The organism is Alkalispirochaeta alkalica DSM 8900, assembly GCF_000373545.1.
GTDB classification, from domain to species: Bacteria; Spirochaetota; Spirochaetia; order DSM-27196; family Alkalispirochaetaceae; genus Alkalispirochaeta; species Alkalispirochaeta alkalica.
This window is the reverse complement of the sequence record NZ_KB891736.1, coordinates 108,392-125,055: the sequence shown is the minus strand read 5'-3', so window position 1 is coordinate 125,055 and position 16,664 is coordinate 108,392. Positions and strand designations below refer to the sequence as shown.

The 16,664-nt window shown below is 59.5% G+C and carries 14 protein-coding genes and 1 tRNA gene; all 15 read left to right on the top strand.

What is annotated here, in order from left to right:
- The first annotated feature begins 8 nt into the window (after positions 1-8).
- The 15 genes from clpP (at position 9) to B071_RS0111665 (ending at position 16,636) form a co-directional block, all read left to right on the top strand.
- Positions 9-626, top strand: coding sequence for an ATP-dependent Clp endopeptidase proteolytic subunit ClpP (gene clpP, locus B071_RS0111745; RefSeq protein ID WP_026245194.1), 618 nt, complete (start codon positions 9-11; stop codon positions 624-626).
- Complete coding sequence (gene clpX, locus B071_RS0111740; RefSeq protein ID WP_018527277.1) at positions 607-1,848, top strand: ATP-dependent Clp protease ATP-binding subunit ClpX; 1,242 nt, start codon at positions 607-609, stop codon at positions 1,846-1,848. Before clpP ends, clpX begins: the two co-directional genes overlap by 20 nt.
- Positions 1,845-4,271, top strand: coding sequence for an endopeptidase La (lon, locus tag B071_RS17400; protein ID WP_018527276.1), 2,427 nt, complete (start codon positions 1,845-1,847; stop codon positions 4,269-4,271). The genes clpX and lon overlap by 4 nt, the downstream gene beginning before the upstream one ends.
- Before the next feature lie 146 nt (positions 4,272-4,417).
- Positions 4,418-5,353, top strand: a complete 936-nt coding sequence (argF, locus tag B071_RS0111730; RefSeq protein WP_018527275.1) for an ornithine carbamoyltransferase — start codon at positions 4,418-4,420, stop codon at positions 5,351-5,353.
- Positions 5,354-5,365: 12 nt separating this feature from the next.
- A complete protein-coding gene (locus B071_RS0111725) occupies positions 5,366-5,779 on the top strand; it encodes a hypothetical protein (protein WP_103681112.1) in 414 nt (137 codons plus the stop codon).
- Between the two features lie 15 nt (positions 5,780-5,794).
- Positions 5,795-6,760 (top strand): DHH family phosphoesterase, encoded by a 966-nt coding sequence (locus B071_RS0111720; RefSeq protein WP_018527273.1) that lies wholly within the window; start codon positions 5,795-5,797, stop codon positions 6,758-6,760.
- A 116-nt stretch (positions 6,761-6,876) separates the two neighbouring features.
- The gene (locus tag B071_RS0111715) at positions 6,877-7,728 is read left to right on the top strand and encodes a hypothetical protein (protein ID WP_018527272.1); all 852 of its coding nucleotides are present in this window, start codon (positions 6,877-6,879) and stop codon (positions 7,726-7,728) included.
- A 9-nt stretch (positions 7,729-7,737) separates the two neighbouring features.
- Entirely contained in the window at positions 7,738-8,439 is a 702-nt protein-coding gene (locus tag B071_RS0111710) for a non-canonical purine NTP pyrophosphatase (protein ID WP_018527271.1), read from the top strand.
- 73 nt (positions 8,440-8,512) lie between these two features.
- Entirely contained in the window at positions 8,513-10,348 is a 1,836-nt protein-coding gene (pepF, locus tag B071_RS0111705; protein ID WP_018527270.1) for an oligoendopeptidase F, read from the top strand.
- A gap of 82 nt (positions 10,349-10,430) precedes the next feature.
- Positions 10,431-10,514, top strand: a tRNA-Leu gene (locus tag B071_RS0111700).
- Positions 10,515-10,933: 419 nt separating this feature from the next.
- Positions 10,934-12,436 (top strand): glutathione ABC transporter substrate-binding protein, encoded by a 1,503-nt coding sequence (locus tag B071_RS0111690; protein WP_245534080.1) that lies wholly within the window; start codon positions 10,934-10,936, stop codon positions 12,434-12,436.
- 224 nt (positions 12,437-12,660) lie between these two features.
- On the top strand, positions 12,661-13,587 hold the full coding sequence (gene nikB, locus B071_RS0111680) for a nickel ABC transporter permease (RefSeq protein WP_018527267.1): 927 nt from the start codon (positions 12,661-12,663) through the stop codon (positions 13,585-13,587).
- Positions 13,588-13,601: 14 nt separating this feature from the next.
- Positions 13,602-14,618: an ABC transporter permease gene (locus B071_RS0111675; protein ID WP_018527266.1), complete on the top strand. Its 1,017-nt coding sequence runs from the start codon at positions 13,602-13,604 to the stop codon at positions 14,616-14,618.
- A 12-nt stretch (positions 14,619-14,630) separates the two neighbouring features.
- Entirely contained in the window at positions 14,631-15,647 is a 1,017-nt protein-coding gene (locus B071_RS0111670; protein WP_018527265.1) for an ABC transporter ATP-binding protein, read from the top strand.
- A 5-nt stretch (positions 15,648-15,652) separates the two neighbouring features.
- Complete coding sequence (locus B071_RS0111665; protein WP_018527264.1) at positions 15,653-16,636, top strand: ABC transporter ATP-binding protein; 984 nt, start codon at positions 15,653-15,655, stop codon at positions 16,634-16,636.
- Positions 16,637-16,664 lie beyond the last annotated feature (28 nt).

Genomic DNA, 16,664 nt, shown 5'->3' with positions numbered 1-16,664 from the left:
TTCCGGGTATGAATGAACAGAGCAATACGCTGGTGCCGATCGTTGTAGAACAGACCGGCATCGGCGAGCGTTCCTACGACATCTTTTCCCGCCTCCTGAAGGACAGGATCATCTTCCTGGACGGCCAGATTCACGACGCCGTTGCCGACCTCGTGGTGGCGCAGATGCTGTTTCTCGAGAGTCAGGACCCTGAAAAGGACATCAGCCTCTACATAAACAGCCCCGGAGGGTCTGTCACGGCGGGGCTCGCCATCTACGACACCATGCAGTACATCAGACCGGACGTGCAGACGATCTGCATGGGACAGGCAGCATCCATGGCGGCGCTCCTCCTCGCGGCAGGAGCTGCGGGAAAACGCCGGGCCCTTCCCTCCTCCAGGATACTCATCCACCAGCCCTGGGGTGGGGCCCAGGGGCAGGCCACGGACATCGGCATCCAGGCCCGCGAGATCGTCCGGCTGAAAAAGATGCTGATCGACTACTTCGCCCTCCACACCGGGAAAACCGCCGACGAGATTGGCCGGGATCTGGAACGGGACTACTTCATGTCTGCCCGGGAAGGTGTAGCCTACGGGATAGCAGACGAAATTCTTGTTCGAGGTACCAATGATAAAACAAAAAAATGAAACCGGTAAGTCCTGCTCCTTCTGCGGAAAGAAGGCCGAACACGCCCGGCGACTCATCGCGGGTCCGGGGGTCTACATCTGCGACGAATGCGTAAATGTATGCAAGCGCATGATCGACGAGGAAGACGATATCCTCACCTCCACCATCCTCGAGACGGTTCCCAGTCCGAAGGAGATCAAGGAGTATCTCGATAACTACGTAATCGGCCAGGACGCAGCAAAAAAGATTCTTTCCGTGGCGGTCTACAACCACTACAAGCGAATCAGCCATAAGGTCGACCTGGAGGACGAGGTGGAACTGGAAAAATCCAACGTCCTCCTGATCGGTCCCACAGGGACGGGGAAAACGCTCCTCGCCCAGACCCTGGCGCGAAAGATGAAAGTCCCCTTTGCCATAGCCGATGCTACAACCCTCACCGAAGCGGGCTACGTGGGGGAGGATGTCGAGAACATTCTCCTCAAGCTCTACCAGGCAGCGGGGGGGAACATCTCCGCCACCGAGCGGGGGATCATCTACATCGACGAGATCGACAAGATCGCGCGGAAGAGCGAAAACGCCTCGATCACCCGCGACGTGAGTGGCGAGGGCGTCCAGCAGGCCCTGCTCAAGATCATCGAGGGGACCAGCGCCTCCGTTCCTCCCCAGGGAGGACGCAAGCACCCGAGCCAGGAGATGATCCGCATCGATACCTCGAACATCCTCTTCATCGTGGGAGGAGCCTTTGTTGGCCTCGATCGGGTCATCGATTCCCGCATCTCCAAGCAACCCATGGGNTTCGGGGCAGACGTGCAGACCTCGGCCGAAAAAGACCTGGTCAGCCTTTACAAGCAGATCCATCCCGATGACCTGATCAAGTTCGGGCTCATTCCGGAGTTTGTGGGACGCCTTCCNATCCATGTCACGCTGGAGGATCTGGACATCACCGCGCTGACGCGAATCCTGAAGGAACCCCGAAACAGCGTAGTGAANCAGTACCAGCTCTCGATGCGCCTTGATAACGTTGATCTTGTTTTTGAAGAGGGGTCCCTGGAGGCAATCGCAGAGCAGGCACTGACTCGCAAGACAGGCGCCCGGGGTTTGCGGGCTATCGTTGAGCGTATCATGACCGAGGTGATGTACGAGATCCCCTCAATGGAGGGNGANAANCGCGTGGCAATCACAAAGGATGATATCCTCAAGGGACAAAAGCCGGTCATTGAAGTNATCCAGAANTCGGCATGAGACTNATCCCCGGGAAGCGGGAGCAGCCGGAGCTTCCNCTCCTCCCCCTGAAAGAGACCTTCTTTTTTCCCGGGATGCTTCTTCCTCTGGTGATAACCCGCGACGAGGGGAAAGCAGCNATCCGCCAGGCCATGGAGAGTGANCGAAAGGTCCTGGCCGTGGCCCAGAAGAACCCNCACGATCCCCCGCCGGGGGAATCTCCTTCACCGGAGATGTTTCATCCCGCCGGAACAATCGTCCACATTGTACAACTCATGAAGATGCCCGACGGGGCTGTGCGGGTTATGCTGGAGGGGCAGGAGCGGGTTACCCGGAAGACCACAACCCTCCGGGAGGGACTCTTTCTGGCCCGGACCGAGGCGATCGTTCCCGACCGNACCGACCCCGAGGGGGTGCTCCCCAAAATGGTTCGGGTTATTCAGGATACCTTCAAGGAATACGCCATCCTCTCGGGGGTAATCACCACTGACATTCAGCGCAAGGTGGCAGCGGCGGAGAGTGCCGACAGGATCGCCGATCTGGTAGCTGGCTATGTCTCCTTCGACGGCGAGAGCCGCCTNCAGTTGCTCCAGGAACGATCCACGGTAAAGCGGGTCCGACACGTCTCGGACCTCCTCAACGGCGAGGTGGAGCTGCTCAAGCTCAANCGCTCCATAAAAGATCGGGTTCGCCGTCGCCTCGAGAAAAACCAGCGCGACTACTTTCTGCAGGAGCAAATTCGGGAGCTCAACAAGGAGCTGGGCGAAGACTCCTCCGAGGACGATACTCTTCGGGAGATAAAGGAGCGCCTCACGGCAAAGGCCGTCCCCCAGGCCGTCTCCGAGCGGGTCACCAAGGAAATGGACCGCCTCAGGAAGCTCCCCCCGGTCTCGCCCGAATCCGGCATCATCCGCACCTATGTGGACTGGCTTCTTGACCTTCCCTGGGAGCAGGCACCGCGTGAGGCGATCGACATCCACCGGGCNGCAGANATCCTCGACGAGGATCACTATGATATGCGGAAACCCAAGGATCGACTCCTGGAATATATCGCTGTTCACTCCCTGAACCCCGAAATCAAGAGCCCCATCCTCTGTTTTGTCGGTCCTCCGGGAACGGGCAAGACCTCGCTGGGCCGGTCCGTTGCCCGCGCCCTGGGCAGAGCCTTTGTAAGGCTCTCTCTCGGCGGTGTCCGGGACGAGGCAGAAATCAGAGGGCACCGCAGGACCTACGTGGGAGCCCTCCCCGGCCGAATCATNCAGGCCATGAAACGGGCCGAGGAACACAACCCCGTCATTCTCCTGGACGAGATNGACAANATTGGGACCGATTTCCGGGGCGACCCTTCGAGCGCGCTCCTGGAGGTACTCGACCCCGAGCAGAACGGCACCTTCTCCGATCACTACATCGAGATCCCCTTTGATCTGTCCCAAGTCACCTTCCTGACCACGGCCAACTCGCTCCATACCATTCCTGCGGCACTCCGGGATCGTCTGGAGATCATCGAAATTCCCGGGTATACCGAACCGGAGAAACGCCGCATCGCACGGGATTTTCTCATTCCCGAACAAATCCGGGAAAATGGCCTGGGAGAGNGCAAGATCGTCTTCAGAAAGGACGCAATTACCACGCTCATCACGGAATATACCACCGAAAGCGGTGTTCGCAGCCTGAAACGGGAGATCGCCTCGGTGACCCGAAAGCTGGCGAGAGAGCTTCTCGAAGAGGGCACCCCGCCGGAGGCGTTCAGCAGGACTCTGGGATCGGGAACGATCAACCGTCTCCTGGGTCCGCCCCGGTATCGCCACGATCTGGAGCGGCACGACGAGAACCCTCCCGGGCGTGTCCAGGGACTTGCCTGGACCGAAACGGGAGGGGTTCTCCTCTCCGTGGAAGCAGCCCTTCTGAAAGGCCCCGGCGAGATGGTTCTCACGGGAAGCCTGGGCGACGTGATGAAAGAAAGCGCCCGCATCGCCCTGAGCAGAATTATCTCGGGCACAGCTGCGGCGGTGCTGAATTTCGACAGAACCTCCCAGTCGATCCATATCCACGTTCCCCAGGGAGCGATTCCCAAGGACGGCCCCTCGGCGGGAATTACCGTCTACACAGCGCTCTACTCCCTCCTGAAGGGAGTGCCCGTGGGGGATGACCTGGCCATGACGGGGGAGCTAACCCTCACAGGNAGAGTNCTCCCCGTGGGGGGGATCAAGGAGAAGCTTCTGGCAGCCCAGCGCCGGGATATCTCCCGGGTCATACTTCCCCGGGGAAACCAGGCCGACGTGGAGATCCTCTCCCGGGAAAACACCCGGGGCCTGGACTTTTTCTACGTCGATCAGGTTGACCAGATCATCCCCATCGCCTTCCCCGGCGGGGACGNAGCGGAGGAACCACCCCGGGATGCCGACAGTCGGAGAACCGGCGATCAGGAGGCTGCCCCAGGGTAGCCCGGACCACAAGGGTCCCAAACAATGCAGAGACGATCCGAATATATCTCTCCCGAAGAGGGATGCACAAGATTACCGTCCGCAGAGACAGGGCACCAGCCTCCTCCGCGGAATAGCACCGATACACTGAGAAGGAGGCCCGTTTCGTGAAATCTCTTGAAGGAAGATCTCTTCTGGCGCTTATGGATTTTACCCCCGAGGAGATTCGTTATCTCCTGGACCTCGCCCACCGGGTGAAACAGGAGCAGGCCACGGCGGAGCGCCCCCAGCGCTTCCGGGGACGCACTTTGGCGATGCTCTTCGAGAAGCGGTCAACCCGTACCAGAGCCGCCTTCGAAACGGCCTTCGGCGAAGAGGGAGGACATCCCGTCTTTCTCTCCAGCGCCGATATTCAGCTTGGAGCAAAAGAGACGATAGAAGACACCGCCAGGGTTCTTGGACGGATGTTCGATATCATCGAGTTCCGGGGGTTTTGCCACAAGACCGTGGAAAAACTGGCGCGCCACGCCGGAGTTCCCGTCGTGAACGGACTCACCGACCAGTGGCATCCTACCCAGGCTCTGGCCGATCTGCTTACCATCGAAGAACACACCGGCGCCCTCGAGGGGGTTGTCTCGGTCTACTGCGGCGATGGCAGAAATAACGTGAGCAACAGTCTCCTCGTGGGAGCCGCTGCTATGGGGATGCACCACCATGTGATCTGCCCCCGGGCTCTGGCTCCCGACCCGGACCTGCTGGCAGCGGTGGCCGCACGCCAGGACTTCCCCGGCACCGTTACGGTTCACACCGATCTTGAATCGCTTCCGCCCGAGGCCAGGGTGATCTACACCGACGTCTGGGTCTCCATGGGTGAAGAGGGCCAGGAGGCTGAACGGAAGGCCCTGCTTTCTCCCTTTCAGGTCACCGACCAGGTCATGGCCCAGGCACCGGAGGCGATCTTCCTCCACTGTCTGCCCGCTGTCAGGGGGAACGAGATGACCGCCACAGTCATCGACGGACCGGCCTCGCGAGTCTGGGATCAGGCAGAAAACAGGAAACACACAATCAAGGCGGTCATGCTTGCTTCCTTGGGGCTGGCGTAGTACTATATTTTTATGAGAACAATCAAGGCGTTGGCAGTTTCTGCGTTCCTTCTCCTTTTGACGGTTCCGGTTTTCTCGCAGGATCAGGGCGGAGCAGAGTCATCGATGCTCGCCATGACGGTCCAGGTCCAGCGCGTCTACCCTCACAGGCTCGGCTATAAAGTTATTTACAGTCGCTCCGATCTCTACCCGGGCGTCGTCCACATACCTGGCCGATGGTTCACCGAAGCGGCGGGAAAGGCTGAGATAATCTATACATCTCACCCCAGTGCCCCCTATCTCACGGTGTTCTACCGGAACGGGGAGGTCTCGCACCTCCGCCTGTTTGTTCATTCCAACCGCGCTCACAGAACGTGGGGAGCCCTGCCGAGCAGCCAGGATCCCCGCGAAGCTTTTGAGAGCGACGAGTTTCGTATCGTCTACTGACGCAGCAGGAGCGACATGCCACAAGACACCCTTCTCGAGGTACCGGAGGAGTTGNAAGACTTTGTCCTCCGGTATCATTCTTTTGTAATTGCAGGACACAAGGAACCCGATGCAGACTGTCTGGGGAGTCAGCTCGCCCTGGGTAGCGCCCTCCGACGACTGGGCAAGGAGGTTCTGCTCGTGAACTCCGGTCCCTTCGAGCGACAGGAGATCCTCCCCTTTGAACATTATTTTTCTCCGCGCCCGGAGTCGGCCTCCTTCGAGGCNGTTATCATTGTTGACTGCTCCAGCGCGGACCGGATCGGCCCCCTGGCCGATGATATCCGGGGAAAGCCCCTGGCCGTGGTGGACCATCACGCCAGTGGAGAACGGCTCCAGGGGGTCCACTTCATTCTTCCCGAGGTTCCGGCCGCGACTATTCTGACTCTTGCCCTGATTCGATCGCTCGGCCTTGACCTGACCCGGGAAGAGGCGGAGTGGCTCTTTCTGGGGCTCGCCACCGATACAGGATTTTTCCGCTTTCTGGCCCCTCACCAGCATATTGCCTTTCTGGCAGCAGCAGAACTGACACAGCGAGGGGCNTCNCCCCAGGGAACCGACCGTTTTCTCTCGTCGGGCAGATCCTGGGAGAGCAGGCAGCTCATCGCACGGCTTCTGCAACGGGCCGAACGCCTTCTGGAAGGNTCGGTNCTCCTCACCTACCAGACAGCGGCCGATGAGAGAGAGTTCGGCCGGCGCCGCGATTCCGACGCGCTCTACCGGCTCCTCCTGGCCGTGGAGGGAGTTCGGGTGGTAGCCCTGGTAAAGGAAAAACCCCGGGGGTGTGCGATCAGCTTTCGATCAACCGACACGACCGACATGGGTTCCCTGGCCGCCTCTTTTGGCGGAGGTGGCCACCAGAAGGCATCGGGCGCCTTTGTAGAAGAGCCTCTGAACCGATTCCTGCCCCGTCTGAGACAGGCCCTGCTCGATACCGCCTGAGATATCGCCATAGATAACCACCAGAAACATCCCGCAATTATCTCCATGATCATTTAAAAACGAAAACAATCTCTTTTTGGCATAGATTTTGCATTTACTATGGCAAGGAGAGAACAATGAAATCACTGAATCACTACCATCAGGACTACCTCGCCGGAAAGATCTCGTGGGACAGGTTTGTTGCAGAGGCGCTGAAGTTTATGCGGAAGGCCCTCTCAAGGCGGAACCGCCTCGGCGGAGAGGAGGTGGAAGACATTATCGCCAACTTCTATCCCCGGCTTATGCCTATGACCACAGGGTACCAGGATCAGGGGTCTTCCTTCGAGGCCTACCTGGCCACCACGCTCTATCACAGCAGCCGGGAATATGTGCGGAGACGAATCGAACACCGAAAGAACCTGATCTACCTTTCCGACGAAGGAGACCTTTGGCTCGCCAGGGAAGAACTCGTGGGAGAGCCCGATATCACCTTCCACTACGGCACCCATGAGCCGGACCTGCTCCCACTCCAGGAAACAGGAACAGCGGAATCCCTGAACAGGCAATTCCTCTTTCTCTTTTGCAAGAATGTTCCTCTTCTCTCGTGTCAGGACTGCGAGACCTTCGCGGCCATCCTCGACCTGCCCCTGTCCTGGATCACTGCCATCAGGGAATACTGTCAGCGGCACCGGACCGATCGCGTCCAACGAAGGACGATTCTGCGGGAACGCCGGGACAGGCACTACTCAGCCATGATGAGATACCAGCGGGATCTGCATGAGGCCGATCCTGCGATCCGGGGAAGGCTCAAGGACCGAAGTGACCACCACAGACGACTGTGGCTGCTCTATATCCAGCGGCTGAAGCGTCAAAACCTGCACCTCTCGAACAGAGAGGTGGCACTCCTTCTGGGGATACCCAAAGGAACGGTCGACAGCTCCCTTCACACCCTCGGGAAACGCCTTGCATCATCCCTGGCAACGCAGTAGCATCGCACGATGTATATTCTTCTTGCCTCGAACAATGAGCACAAGCGACGGGAGATCGACGGAATTCTGGAACACCTCGCGGCAGCGGTAACGATTCTGCAACCCCGCGATCTGGGGTTTTCCTTCGACGTCGTCGAGGATGGCACGACCTTCGCCGCGAACGCGCTCCTGAAGGCCCAGGGGCTCGCCGCGCTGATCCGTGGCGAACTTCGCCCGGGAACATCCCTGAATGTTCCCCTGGAAACGGTGCAGGAGAAGCTGGCCACCCTCTGCGGAGACCAGCCCCCCCCCGTCCTGGCCGACGACTCCGGCATCTGTGTCCACGCCCTGGAGAACCGCCCCGGCATCTATTCGGCCCGTTACGGAAACAGCCCTGACACCCCTCCCCTGGACGACAGGGGCAGAAACGCGCTACTCCTCCAGGAACTGCAGAACCACCGCGACCGGGGTGCCCACTACGTCTGCAATGCCGTGCTTCTCTACGATGCTGACCGCTATCTCCAGGCCCAGGAAACCTGGCATGGGGAGATTGTGGAAACCCCTCGGGACGGCAGGACCGGCTTTGGCTACGATCCGGTCTTTCTCCTGCCCCGGCACGGCCAGACCGTGGCCGAAATTCCCCAGGCCGAGAAGGATCAGATCTCCCACCGCGCCAAGGCCCTGAGAGCACTCGCCCGGGCTGCGGGCTGGATCGAAGCCACCGGAACGTGACCGTGCGGGGCCGGACTGCAGCCGAAAGGAAACCCCGGTTGACCAGTCTGGCCCCTTCCCGTATCGTCCTGGCATGAGTACTGTACCGCACCGCGACGATATCCCCCGGAAGGACCAGTGGGACCTGGGATCGCTCTACCGGAGCGAGGAGGAATGGGAGAAAGACCTGCAGATCCTCTCCAGCCTGGAAGAGCAGGTTCACACCTACCCGGGCACCCTGTCCGAATCGGCCGATACCCTCCTGGCCTGGCTTCATCTGCAGACAAGGATTGAGGAACTGGACGAACGCCTGGGCTACTACGCCATGCTTCGCCACTCCGAGGACGCCGGGAAGAGCGAAAACCAGGACCGGCTGAGCCGATATACCCAAATCACCTCCCGCCTCGGTGCAGCCACGAGCTTCTTTGCCCCCGAAATCCAGCAAATTCCGGACGCCACGATGGAAGAGCTCCTGGCAGACCCCCGCCTGGACGAATACCGCATCAGCCTGAATCGGGTCCTGCGTTATAAGCCCCATACGCTCGCTCCCGGCGAAGAACGAATTCTGGCGATGCAGCAGGAGGCAAATCAGACCGCCTCCAGGAGTTTCAGCGCCCTCCTGGACGTGGACCTCGATTTTGGCGAGGTGGATACCCCCGAGGGCCCCAGAACCCTGACCCAATCCAGCTTCGGCAGCCTCCTGGAACATCGGGACCGGGCCGTCCGGGAAAGGGCCTTCCGCCAATTTTACCGCTCCTTCGACCAGCACAAGAACACCCTGGCCGCGCTCTACGCCGGCAGCGTCAACCTCGATATTTACCGCGCCCGCGTGAGAAATTTCTCCTCGGCTCTGGAATCGAGACTCTTCCCCGACGATGTCCCCTCTCGGGTCTACGAAAATCTCCTCTCGGTGGTGCGGCAGAACCTTCCGCTCCTGCACCGCTACTACCGTCTTCGCACCCGCGCCCTGCGCCTGGAGGACCCCGCCGTCTGGGACACCCGCGTTGCCCTGGTCCCCGATATCACGGTCCATAATCCCTACGAAGAGGCCGTCGAGACGGTTCTGGCCTCGCTGGCTCCCCTGGGTGAGGACTACGTCACCACCCTGCGGGGAGGGCTCCTGGGAGGCTGGGTAGACCGGTACGAGAACAAGGGGAAGCGATCCGGAGCCTTCTCGGCAGGAAGTTACCGGGGCGATCCCTACATCCTCCTGAACTACAAGGAGGACACACTACGGGACATGTTTACCCTGACTCATGAAGCGGGCCACAGCATGCATTCCTGGTATTCCGTGCGCAACAACCCCTTCCAGCACTACCAGTACACGATTTTCGAGGCCGAGGTTGCCAGCACCTTTAACGAACAGCTCCTGGTGCATCATCTTCTGGGGCAGGATCAGTTCACGGGGCAGAAACAAGACCGTCCCATGCGAGCCTACCTCATCAGCAAGCATGTCGATGATATTGTGGCCACCCTCTTCCGCCAAACCATGTTCGCCGAGTACGAAAAACTGGTCCACGAACAGGTTGAGAGCGGAAAGGCCCTGACGGTCGACTGGTTTCGCCAGGCCTACCGGGAGTTGCTCCAGGCCTATTACGGCGACACCCTGACGATCCCCGATCTCCTCGATCTGGAGGGGCTGAGAATCCCCCATTTCTATCGGGCCTTTTACGTGTACAAATACGCCACGGGAATCTCGGCAGCCATCACCCTTTCAAGGAAGGTCCTCGAGGGTGGCCCCGGCGAACGGGAAGCCTACTTCAGGTTTCTCCGCTCGGGAGGATCCCGTTTTCCCCTGGAGTCACTCGCGGTAGCGGGAGTCGATATGACGCGACCCGAACCGGTTCAACTGGCCATGGATCACTTCTCGCGGCAGCTGGACCTTCTGGAAGAAGCGCTCTTCGGCGAGCCCCACGGGGAGCAGAAATAACGGAGCCGAAAAAATTACAGGCAGTGCGTCAGGAAGTATTGACACTCCCCGAAGGCCATGCTATCTTGCGCATCGTTCTGACGCGGCAGTGGCGGAACTGGTAGACGCGCTAGCTTGAGGGGCTAGTGTTCGCAAGGACGTGGAGGTTCAAGTCCTCTCTGCCGCACGCTAACGCCTGACAGTGTAAAACCTTACGCTGTCAGGCTTTTTTTATCCCCTCGGGGTTTGCGCCGGACAGCACGGTTTATGAGAGACACCAGCCAGCAGAGTGACCAAACTCATCAGGCTACCGAATCTCCCGCGTAAGCGACGTGAACCACTCCCAGATCGAGGAGATCCTCCGCACCACGGGAGAGCTCGAGCTGGCCACGGGCAAGAAGGAATCGTTCTGAATGGGATAAAAGCGGTGCGACCACGCCTTCCCCCCCTTTCTTCCCTTGACCTGTGGCAGGGCAACGCCGTATCATTGACNGATTACTCGCACAGAGGCAGTTTTCGATTCACAGGCGGCAAAAAGGAGAGAATATGCGGCTTTTTTTTAGAGATTTTCGTGTTTTAGCAATTACAGCAGGTACCGCACTTATCTTGGGCGGTCTTTTCATTTCCTGCGGTGGGGCCGAGACGGCGAGCGAGCATCCGGCAAAACGGAGCAACGCCGAAACCCTGGTAGTAGGAATGCCTGGAGATCCCCGGTCGCTGGACCCTCACCGGACGAACGACCAGCCCTCGAGCCGGGTCAAAAAACAGATCTACGACACCCTGATGTACCAGACGTCGGACCTTACCGTAACCGGCGACGGTCTGGCCGAATCCTACGAGGTGATCAGCCCCACTGAGTTTGCCTTCACCCTCCGCCAGGGAGTACACTTCCATAACGGCGAGGAACTGACCTCAGAGGACGTCAAGTTTACCTTCGAGCGCATGAGAGAACTGAACGCCCCCGCAGCTTTCCTGGTGAACGCCCTGGAGCGGGTGGAAATCATCGACGATTATAACTTCGTGATGCATCTCTCCTTTCCCTTCGGCCCCTTTATTACCCACCTGGCCCATCCCGCGACGGCTATCTTGAACAAGACGGCTGTTCTGGCGGCAGGTGAGAACTATGGGCGCAACCCCGTTGGAACGGGCCCCTTCTCCTTCGTGGAATGGCGCGCCGGCGACTCCCTCACGCTGAGCCGTTACGACGACTACTTCCGGGGTCCCGCCGCGAGCGAGCGCATCATCTTCCGCATCATCACCGAGGACACCCAGCGCGCCATCGCCCTGGAAACGGGTGAGGTCGATCTTATCTACGATGTGGGACCCAACGATTACCGTGACCTCGCCGCCCTCGAAGAGATCAAAGGCTTTCAGACTTCGGGTCTTACCACCTTCTACATGGGGTTCAACGCCCAGAAGAAACCCTTCGACGATGTCCGGGTACGACAGGCAATCAACCTTGCTCTGGACGTCGAAGCAGCTACGCAGGTGGCGTTTCGTGGATACGCTACAACCGCCAAGGGGCCACTCGCCCCTACCGTTCAGTTTGCCAACACCGGGCTTCCCGGATACGGCCACGATGTAGAACGAGCCAAAGCGCTCCTGGCCGAGGCGGGGTATCCCAACGGGTTCTCCACCTCGATCTGGACCAACGATAACCCCGTCAGGGTAATGTACGCCGAGATCTTCCAGGAACAACTCCGGGCGGTGGGAATCACGGCGAGCATCGAGATCGTCGAGTGGGCTCCCTACCTGGACAGAACGGCCCGGGGAGAACACGATATGTTCATGCTCGGCTGGGTCGCTGTCACCGGTGATGCCGATTACGGCCTCTACTCCCTCTTTCATTCGGAAGAGTTCGGCGATGCCGGGAACCGCACCTTCTGGTCCAACGACGAGGTTGACCGGCTCCTGGTGGAGGGCAAGACGAATCCCGATCCTGCCGCCCGCGAGGAAGCTTACCTGAGAGCCCAGGAAATCATCTTCGAGGAAGCCCCCTGGGCCTTCCTGGCTTTCCGGGACGAGCTCAACGCTACCCGCGATTATGTTCAGGGTTTCGAGCCCCACACAGCGGGCCACCATATCCTGTATCAGGTATACAACAACTAGGCTTCCCGCCTGGCTCTACCGCTCCCTTCCGTGAAGGGAGCTCCGACCTCTGCCGGTTCCCCGGCAGAGGTCGGATTCTTCCCGAATCAGGGGAAGATATCGCAGAAAGGGCACGGCTCCCGAAAGATGCCCGGGCCGACTCTTTCTGCGATTTCTTTGTCACCCCCCAGGGGATACGACGGGAAACGGCCAGGAACTTCAGACCCGGCCCAAGGCAGGAGAAAATGTACAAATATATTCTGAGACGTGTGTTATTACTGATCCCGGTGATGCTGGGAGTGTCCTTCGTGGTTTTCACGATCATGTTCTTTACCCCGGGAGACCCGGCGAAGCTTCTCCTGGGAGAACGCGCCCCGGAGTCCGAGGTCCAGGCCCTGAGAACGCAAATGGGACTGGACGATCCCTTCGCGATCCAGTACGGACGCTTCCTCTTTAACGCCCTCCGGGGAGATCTGGGGCGATCCCTCGTGACTCGGCAACCCGCAGCCCTGGAGCTGGTTAACCGCTTTCCCGCAACGCTTCAGCTCGCTGCAGCCGGAGTTCTTGTAGCGGTTCTCATCGGGATTCCCATCGGTATCGTCTCGGCCACCCGGCAGTACTCGCTTTTCGATACGTTCTCGATGATTTTTGCCCTCATCGGTGTCTCCATGCCCAACTTCTGGCAGGGAATCATGATGGTCCTCCTCTTTTCTATCATGCTGCGCGTACTCCCCTCCAGCGGCTACGGCACACCGGCCCACCTGGTCATGCCAGCTCTCACCATCGGAACCAGTTCGGCGGCCACTATCACCCGCATGACCCGCTCGAGCATGCTCGAGGTAATTCGTCAGGATTATATCAGGACAGCCCGAGCCAAGGGGCTGAGCGAGCGGGTGGTTATCAATCGCCATGCCCTGAAAAACGCCCTGATCCCCATCGTGACGGTGGTGGGCCTCCAGTTCGGATACCTCCTGGGGGGAGCCGTTCTTACGGAGACGATCTTTTCCTGGCCCGGTGTGGGACGCCTCATGGTTGACGCCATCCGCCAGCGGGATTACCCCGTCGTCCAGGGAGGCGTGCTCCTGCTGGCTCTCACCTTCAGCATTGTCAATCTCTTTGTCGATATTCTCTACGCCTACATAGACCCCCGCATCAAGGCGCAGTACAAATAACGAGGATAACTCCCATGAAATCTGAAACACCCGAATCAAGACGAACCACAGACCCGCCGCTCCTGAAAACGGATTTACTCGAATCTGATGGCCTTGAGACCGAACCCTTGCTCGGTGAGCACTCCCAAAACCGGGAAGACGACGCCCCTGACAAGACAATCCTTCCCGCCGCAAAGGCGCTCACGGCCCACCGAAGCCAATGGGCNGANGTCTGGCGGCGTTTGAAGCAGAACCGCATGGCCATGGCAGGCCTCGCCGTTATCGGGATAATCATCTTTACCGCNCTCTTTGCCGAAGTTGTCGCCCCCTACGGCTATCGGGAGCAGAACCTTGCCCGCATCGCCGACCCGCCGAGCAGGGAGCACTTGCTCGGCACGGATGATCTTGGAAGAGATATCCTCTCGCGGATCATCTTTGGAGCCCGNGTATCGCTCCAGGTCGGGTTCGTTGCCGTGAGCATCGCCCTCATCGCGGGGGGGACCCTGGGGGCCCTCTCGGGCTTCTACGGCGGCANTGTCGATAACGTGGTGATGCGCTGTATGGACGTACTGNTGGCGATCCCCTCGATACTNCTGGCTATTGCCATCGTCTCCGCTTTCGGGGGNGGGCTGGTGAACGTCATGATCGCCGTGGGCATCTCGAANATTCCCGTCTACGCACGAATTGTGAAGGCCTCGGTCATTTCCATCAAGGANCAGGAGTTCATCGAGGCTGCCCGGGCTGTGGGGGCGAGCGACTTCAGAATCATCACCAAGCACATCCTGCCCAACTCCATGGCCCCCATCATCGTGCAGGGAACCCTGGGTGTGGCNATCGCCATCCTCTCCGCTGCGGGCCTGAGCTTNATCGGTCTGGGCATCGAACCTCCNACCCCCGAATGGGGGGCCATGCTCTCGTCGGGCCGCCACCTTATCCGCAGGAGTCCCCACGTGGCGACGTTCCCGGGCCTGGCCATCGTTATCACCATCTTTGCATTGAACCTTCTCGGCGACGGGCTCCGGGATGCCCTCGACCCGCGGCTGAAACAGTAGGGAGCAGTTATCGTGAGCGATATATTACTGGAGATCAAAAATCTTAACGTTACCTATTCCACTCAGGAGGGGGTTGTCCAGGCGGTGGAAAATCTGGACCTCCAGCTGAAACGGGGCGAGAGCCTCGGCCTGGTGGGAGAGACGGGAGCAGGAAAAACCACCACGGCCCTCTCCATCATGCAGCTTGTGCCGGCCCCGCCGGGCANAATAGAGACGGGAGAGATCTGGTTCGACGGCGAGGACCTGCTGAAAAAGCGCTCCGAAGAGATGCGGNGAATCCGGGGGAACCGGATTTCCATGATCTTCCAGGATCCCATGACATCGCTGAACCCGGTCCTCACCGTTGGATTCCAGATCACCGAGGCGATCACCCTTCACCAGAATCTCACGGCAAAACANGCCGAAGGTCAGGCCAGAGATATGCTGAAACTGGTAGGCATTCCCGAAGGCCGGGTCGATGATTACCCCCACGAGTTTTCAGGGGGAATGCGGCAGCGCGTAGGNATCGCCATGGCTCTCTCGTGCAATCCCAGACTTCTGATCGCCGACGAGCCCACCACCGCTCTGGACGTAACCATTCAGGCCCAGGTACTGGATCTCATGAAACGCCTGCGGGAAGAGTTCGGGACATCACTACTCCTGATTACCCACGATCTGGGGGTCGTGGCCGAGGTCTGCGATTCCGTGGCGATCATGTACGCAGGCTCGGTGGTGGAGCACAGCACCACACCCCGGCTCTTCGAGACGCCCCGTCACCCCTATACGCGAGGNCTCTTTAACTCGATTCCGAGTCTGGACGAGGAGGTCCCCCGGCTCAAACCGATCAAGGGGCTCATGCCGGACCCCACAAATCTGCCCCCGGGCTGCCGGTTTCATCCCCGCTGTCCCCAGGCCATCGATCTCTGCAGCACCCGGTCNCCGGCCCATACCGATCTGAACCCGGAGCATCACGTGCAGTGCATGATCTACGAGGGGCTGGTGCCGGGAGCCGATGAACCTGACGCCGGGAAAGCGCAGGAAGGAGAATAACCACCATGGACAGGGCTACACAGAAAGATCCCATTCTCTCGGTCCGGAACCTGAGACAGTTTTTTGAGACAAAGCGAGGAACTCTCAAGGCAGTAAATGATATTTCCTTCGATATTTATCCGGGCGAGACCCTGGGGATAGTCGGAGAGAGCGGATGCGGAAAATCCACTACAGGACGGTCGGTGCTCCGTCTGGTCGAGCCCACGGGGGGGAACGTGGTCTTTCAGGGGAAAGAGGTGACCACCCTCCCCCGGAGAGAGATCCGGAACTTCCGCAGGGATGCCCAGATTATCTTTCAGGACCCCTTTGCATCTCTGGATCCCCGCATGAGCATTGCAGCGATCATCGCCGAGCCCTTTGAGATTTTCAACCTCTATTCACGAACCGAGCGGATCGAACGGGTTCAGGAACTCATGTCGCTGGTGGGCCTGAGCCCGCGTCTGGCCAACGCCTTCCCCCACGAACTCGACGGGGGACGACGCCAGCGGGTGGGGGTTGCCCGGGCCCTGGCCCTGGACCCCAAGTTTGTGGTCTGCGACGAACCTGTCTCGGCTCTGGATGTCTCGATNCAGGCCCAGATTCTGAACCTCATTCAGGATCTTCAGGACCGGCTGGATCTCACATATATGTTCATTTCGCACGATCTGAGCGTGGTCCGTCATATCAGTAACCGCGTGGCGGTTATGTATCTGGGCAAGATTGTCGAGATAACTACCTACCACAAAATTTTCACCGAGCCCCGCCATCCCTACACGAAGGCCCTCCTCTCGGCGATACCGATCCCCAAGGTCGGGGCCAAGCGCGAGCGGATCATTCTGGAGGGAGACGTGCCGAGCCCCATTAATCCGCCCCGGGGGTGCATCTTCTCGGGACGATGTCCCTTTGTGATGGACCGGTGCAAGGAAGCAGCCCCCCGGCTCCACGAAACGGAACCGGAACACCGCGTGGCGTGCTTTCTTGCCCATAACGAGACGGACCAGCCGGAGTAGCCCGACACGGGGAGGGCTTCCCCTGCGA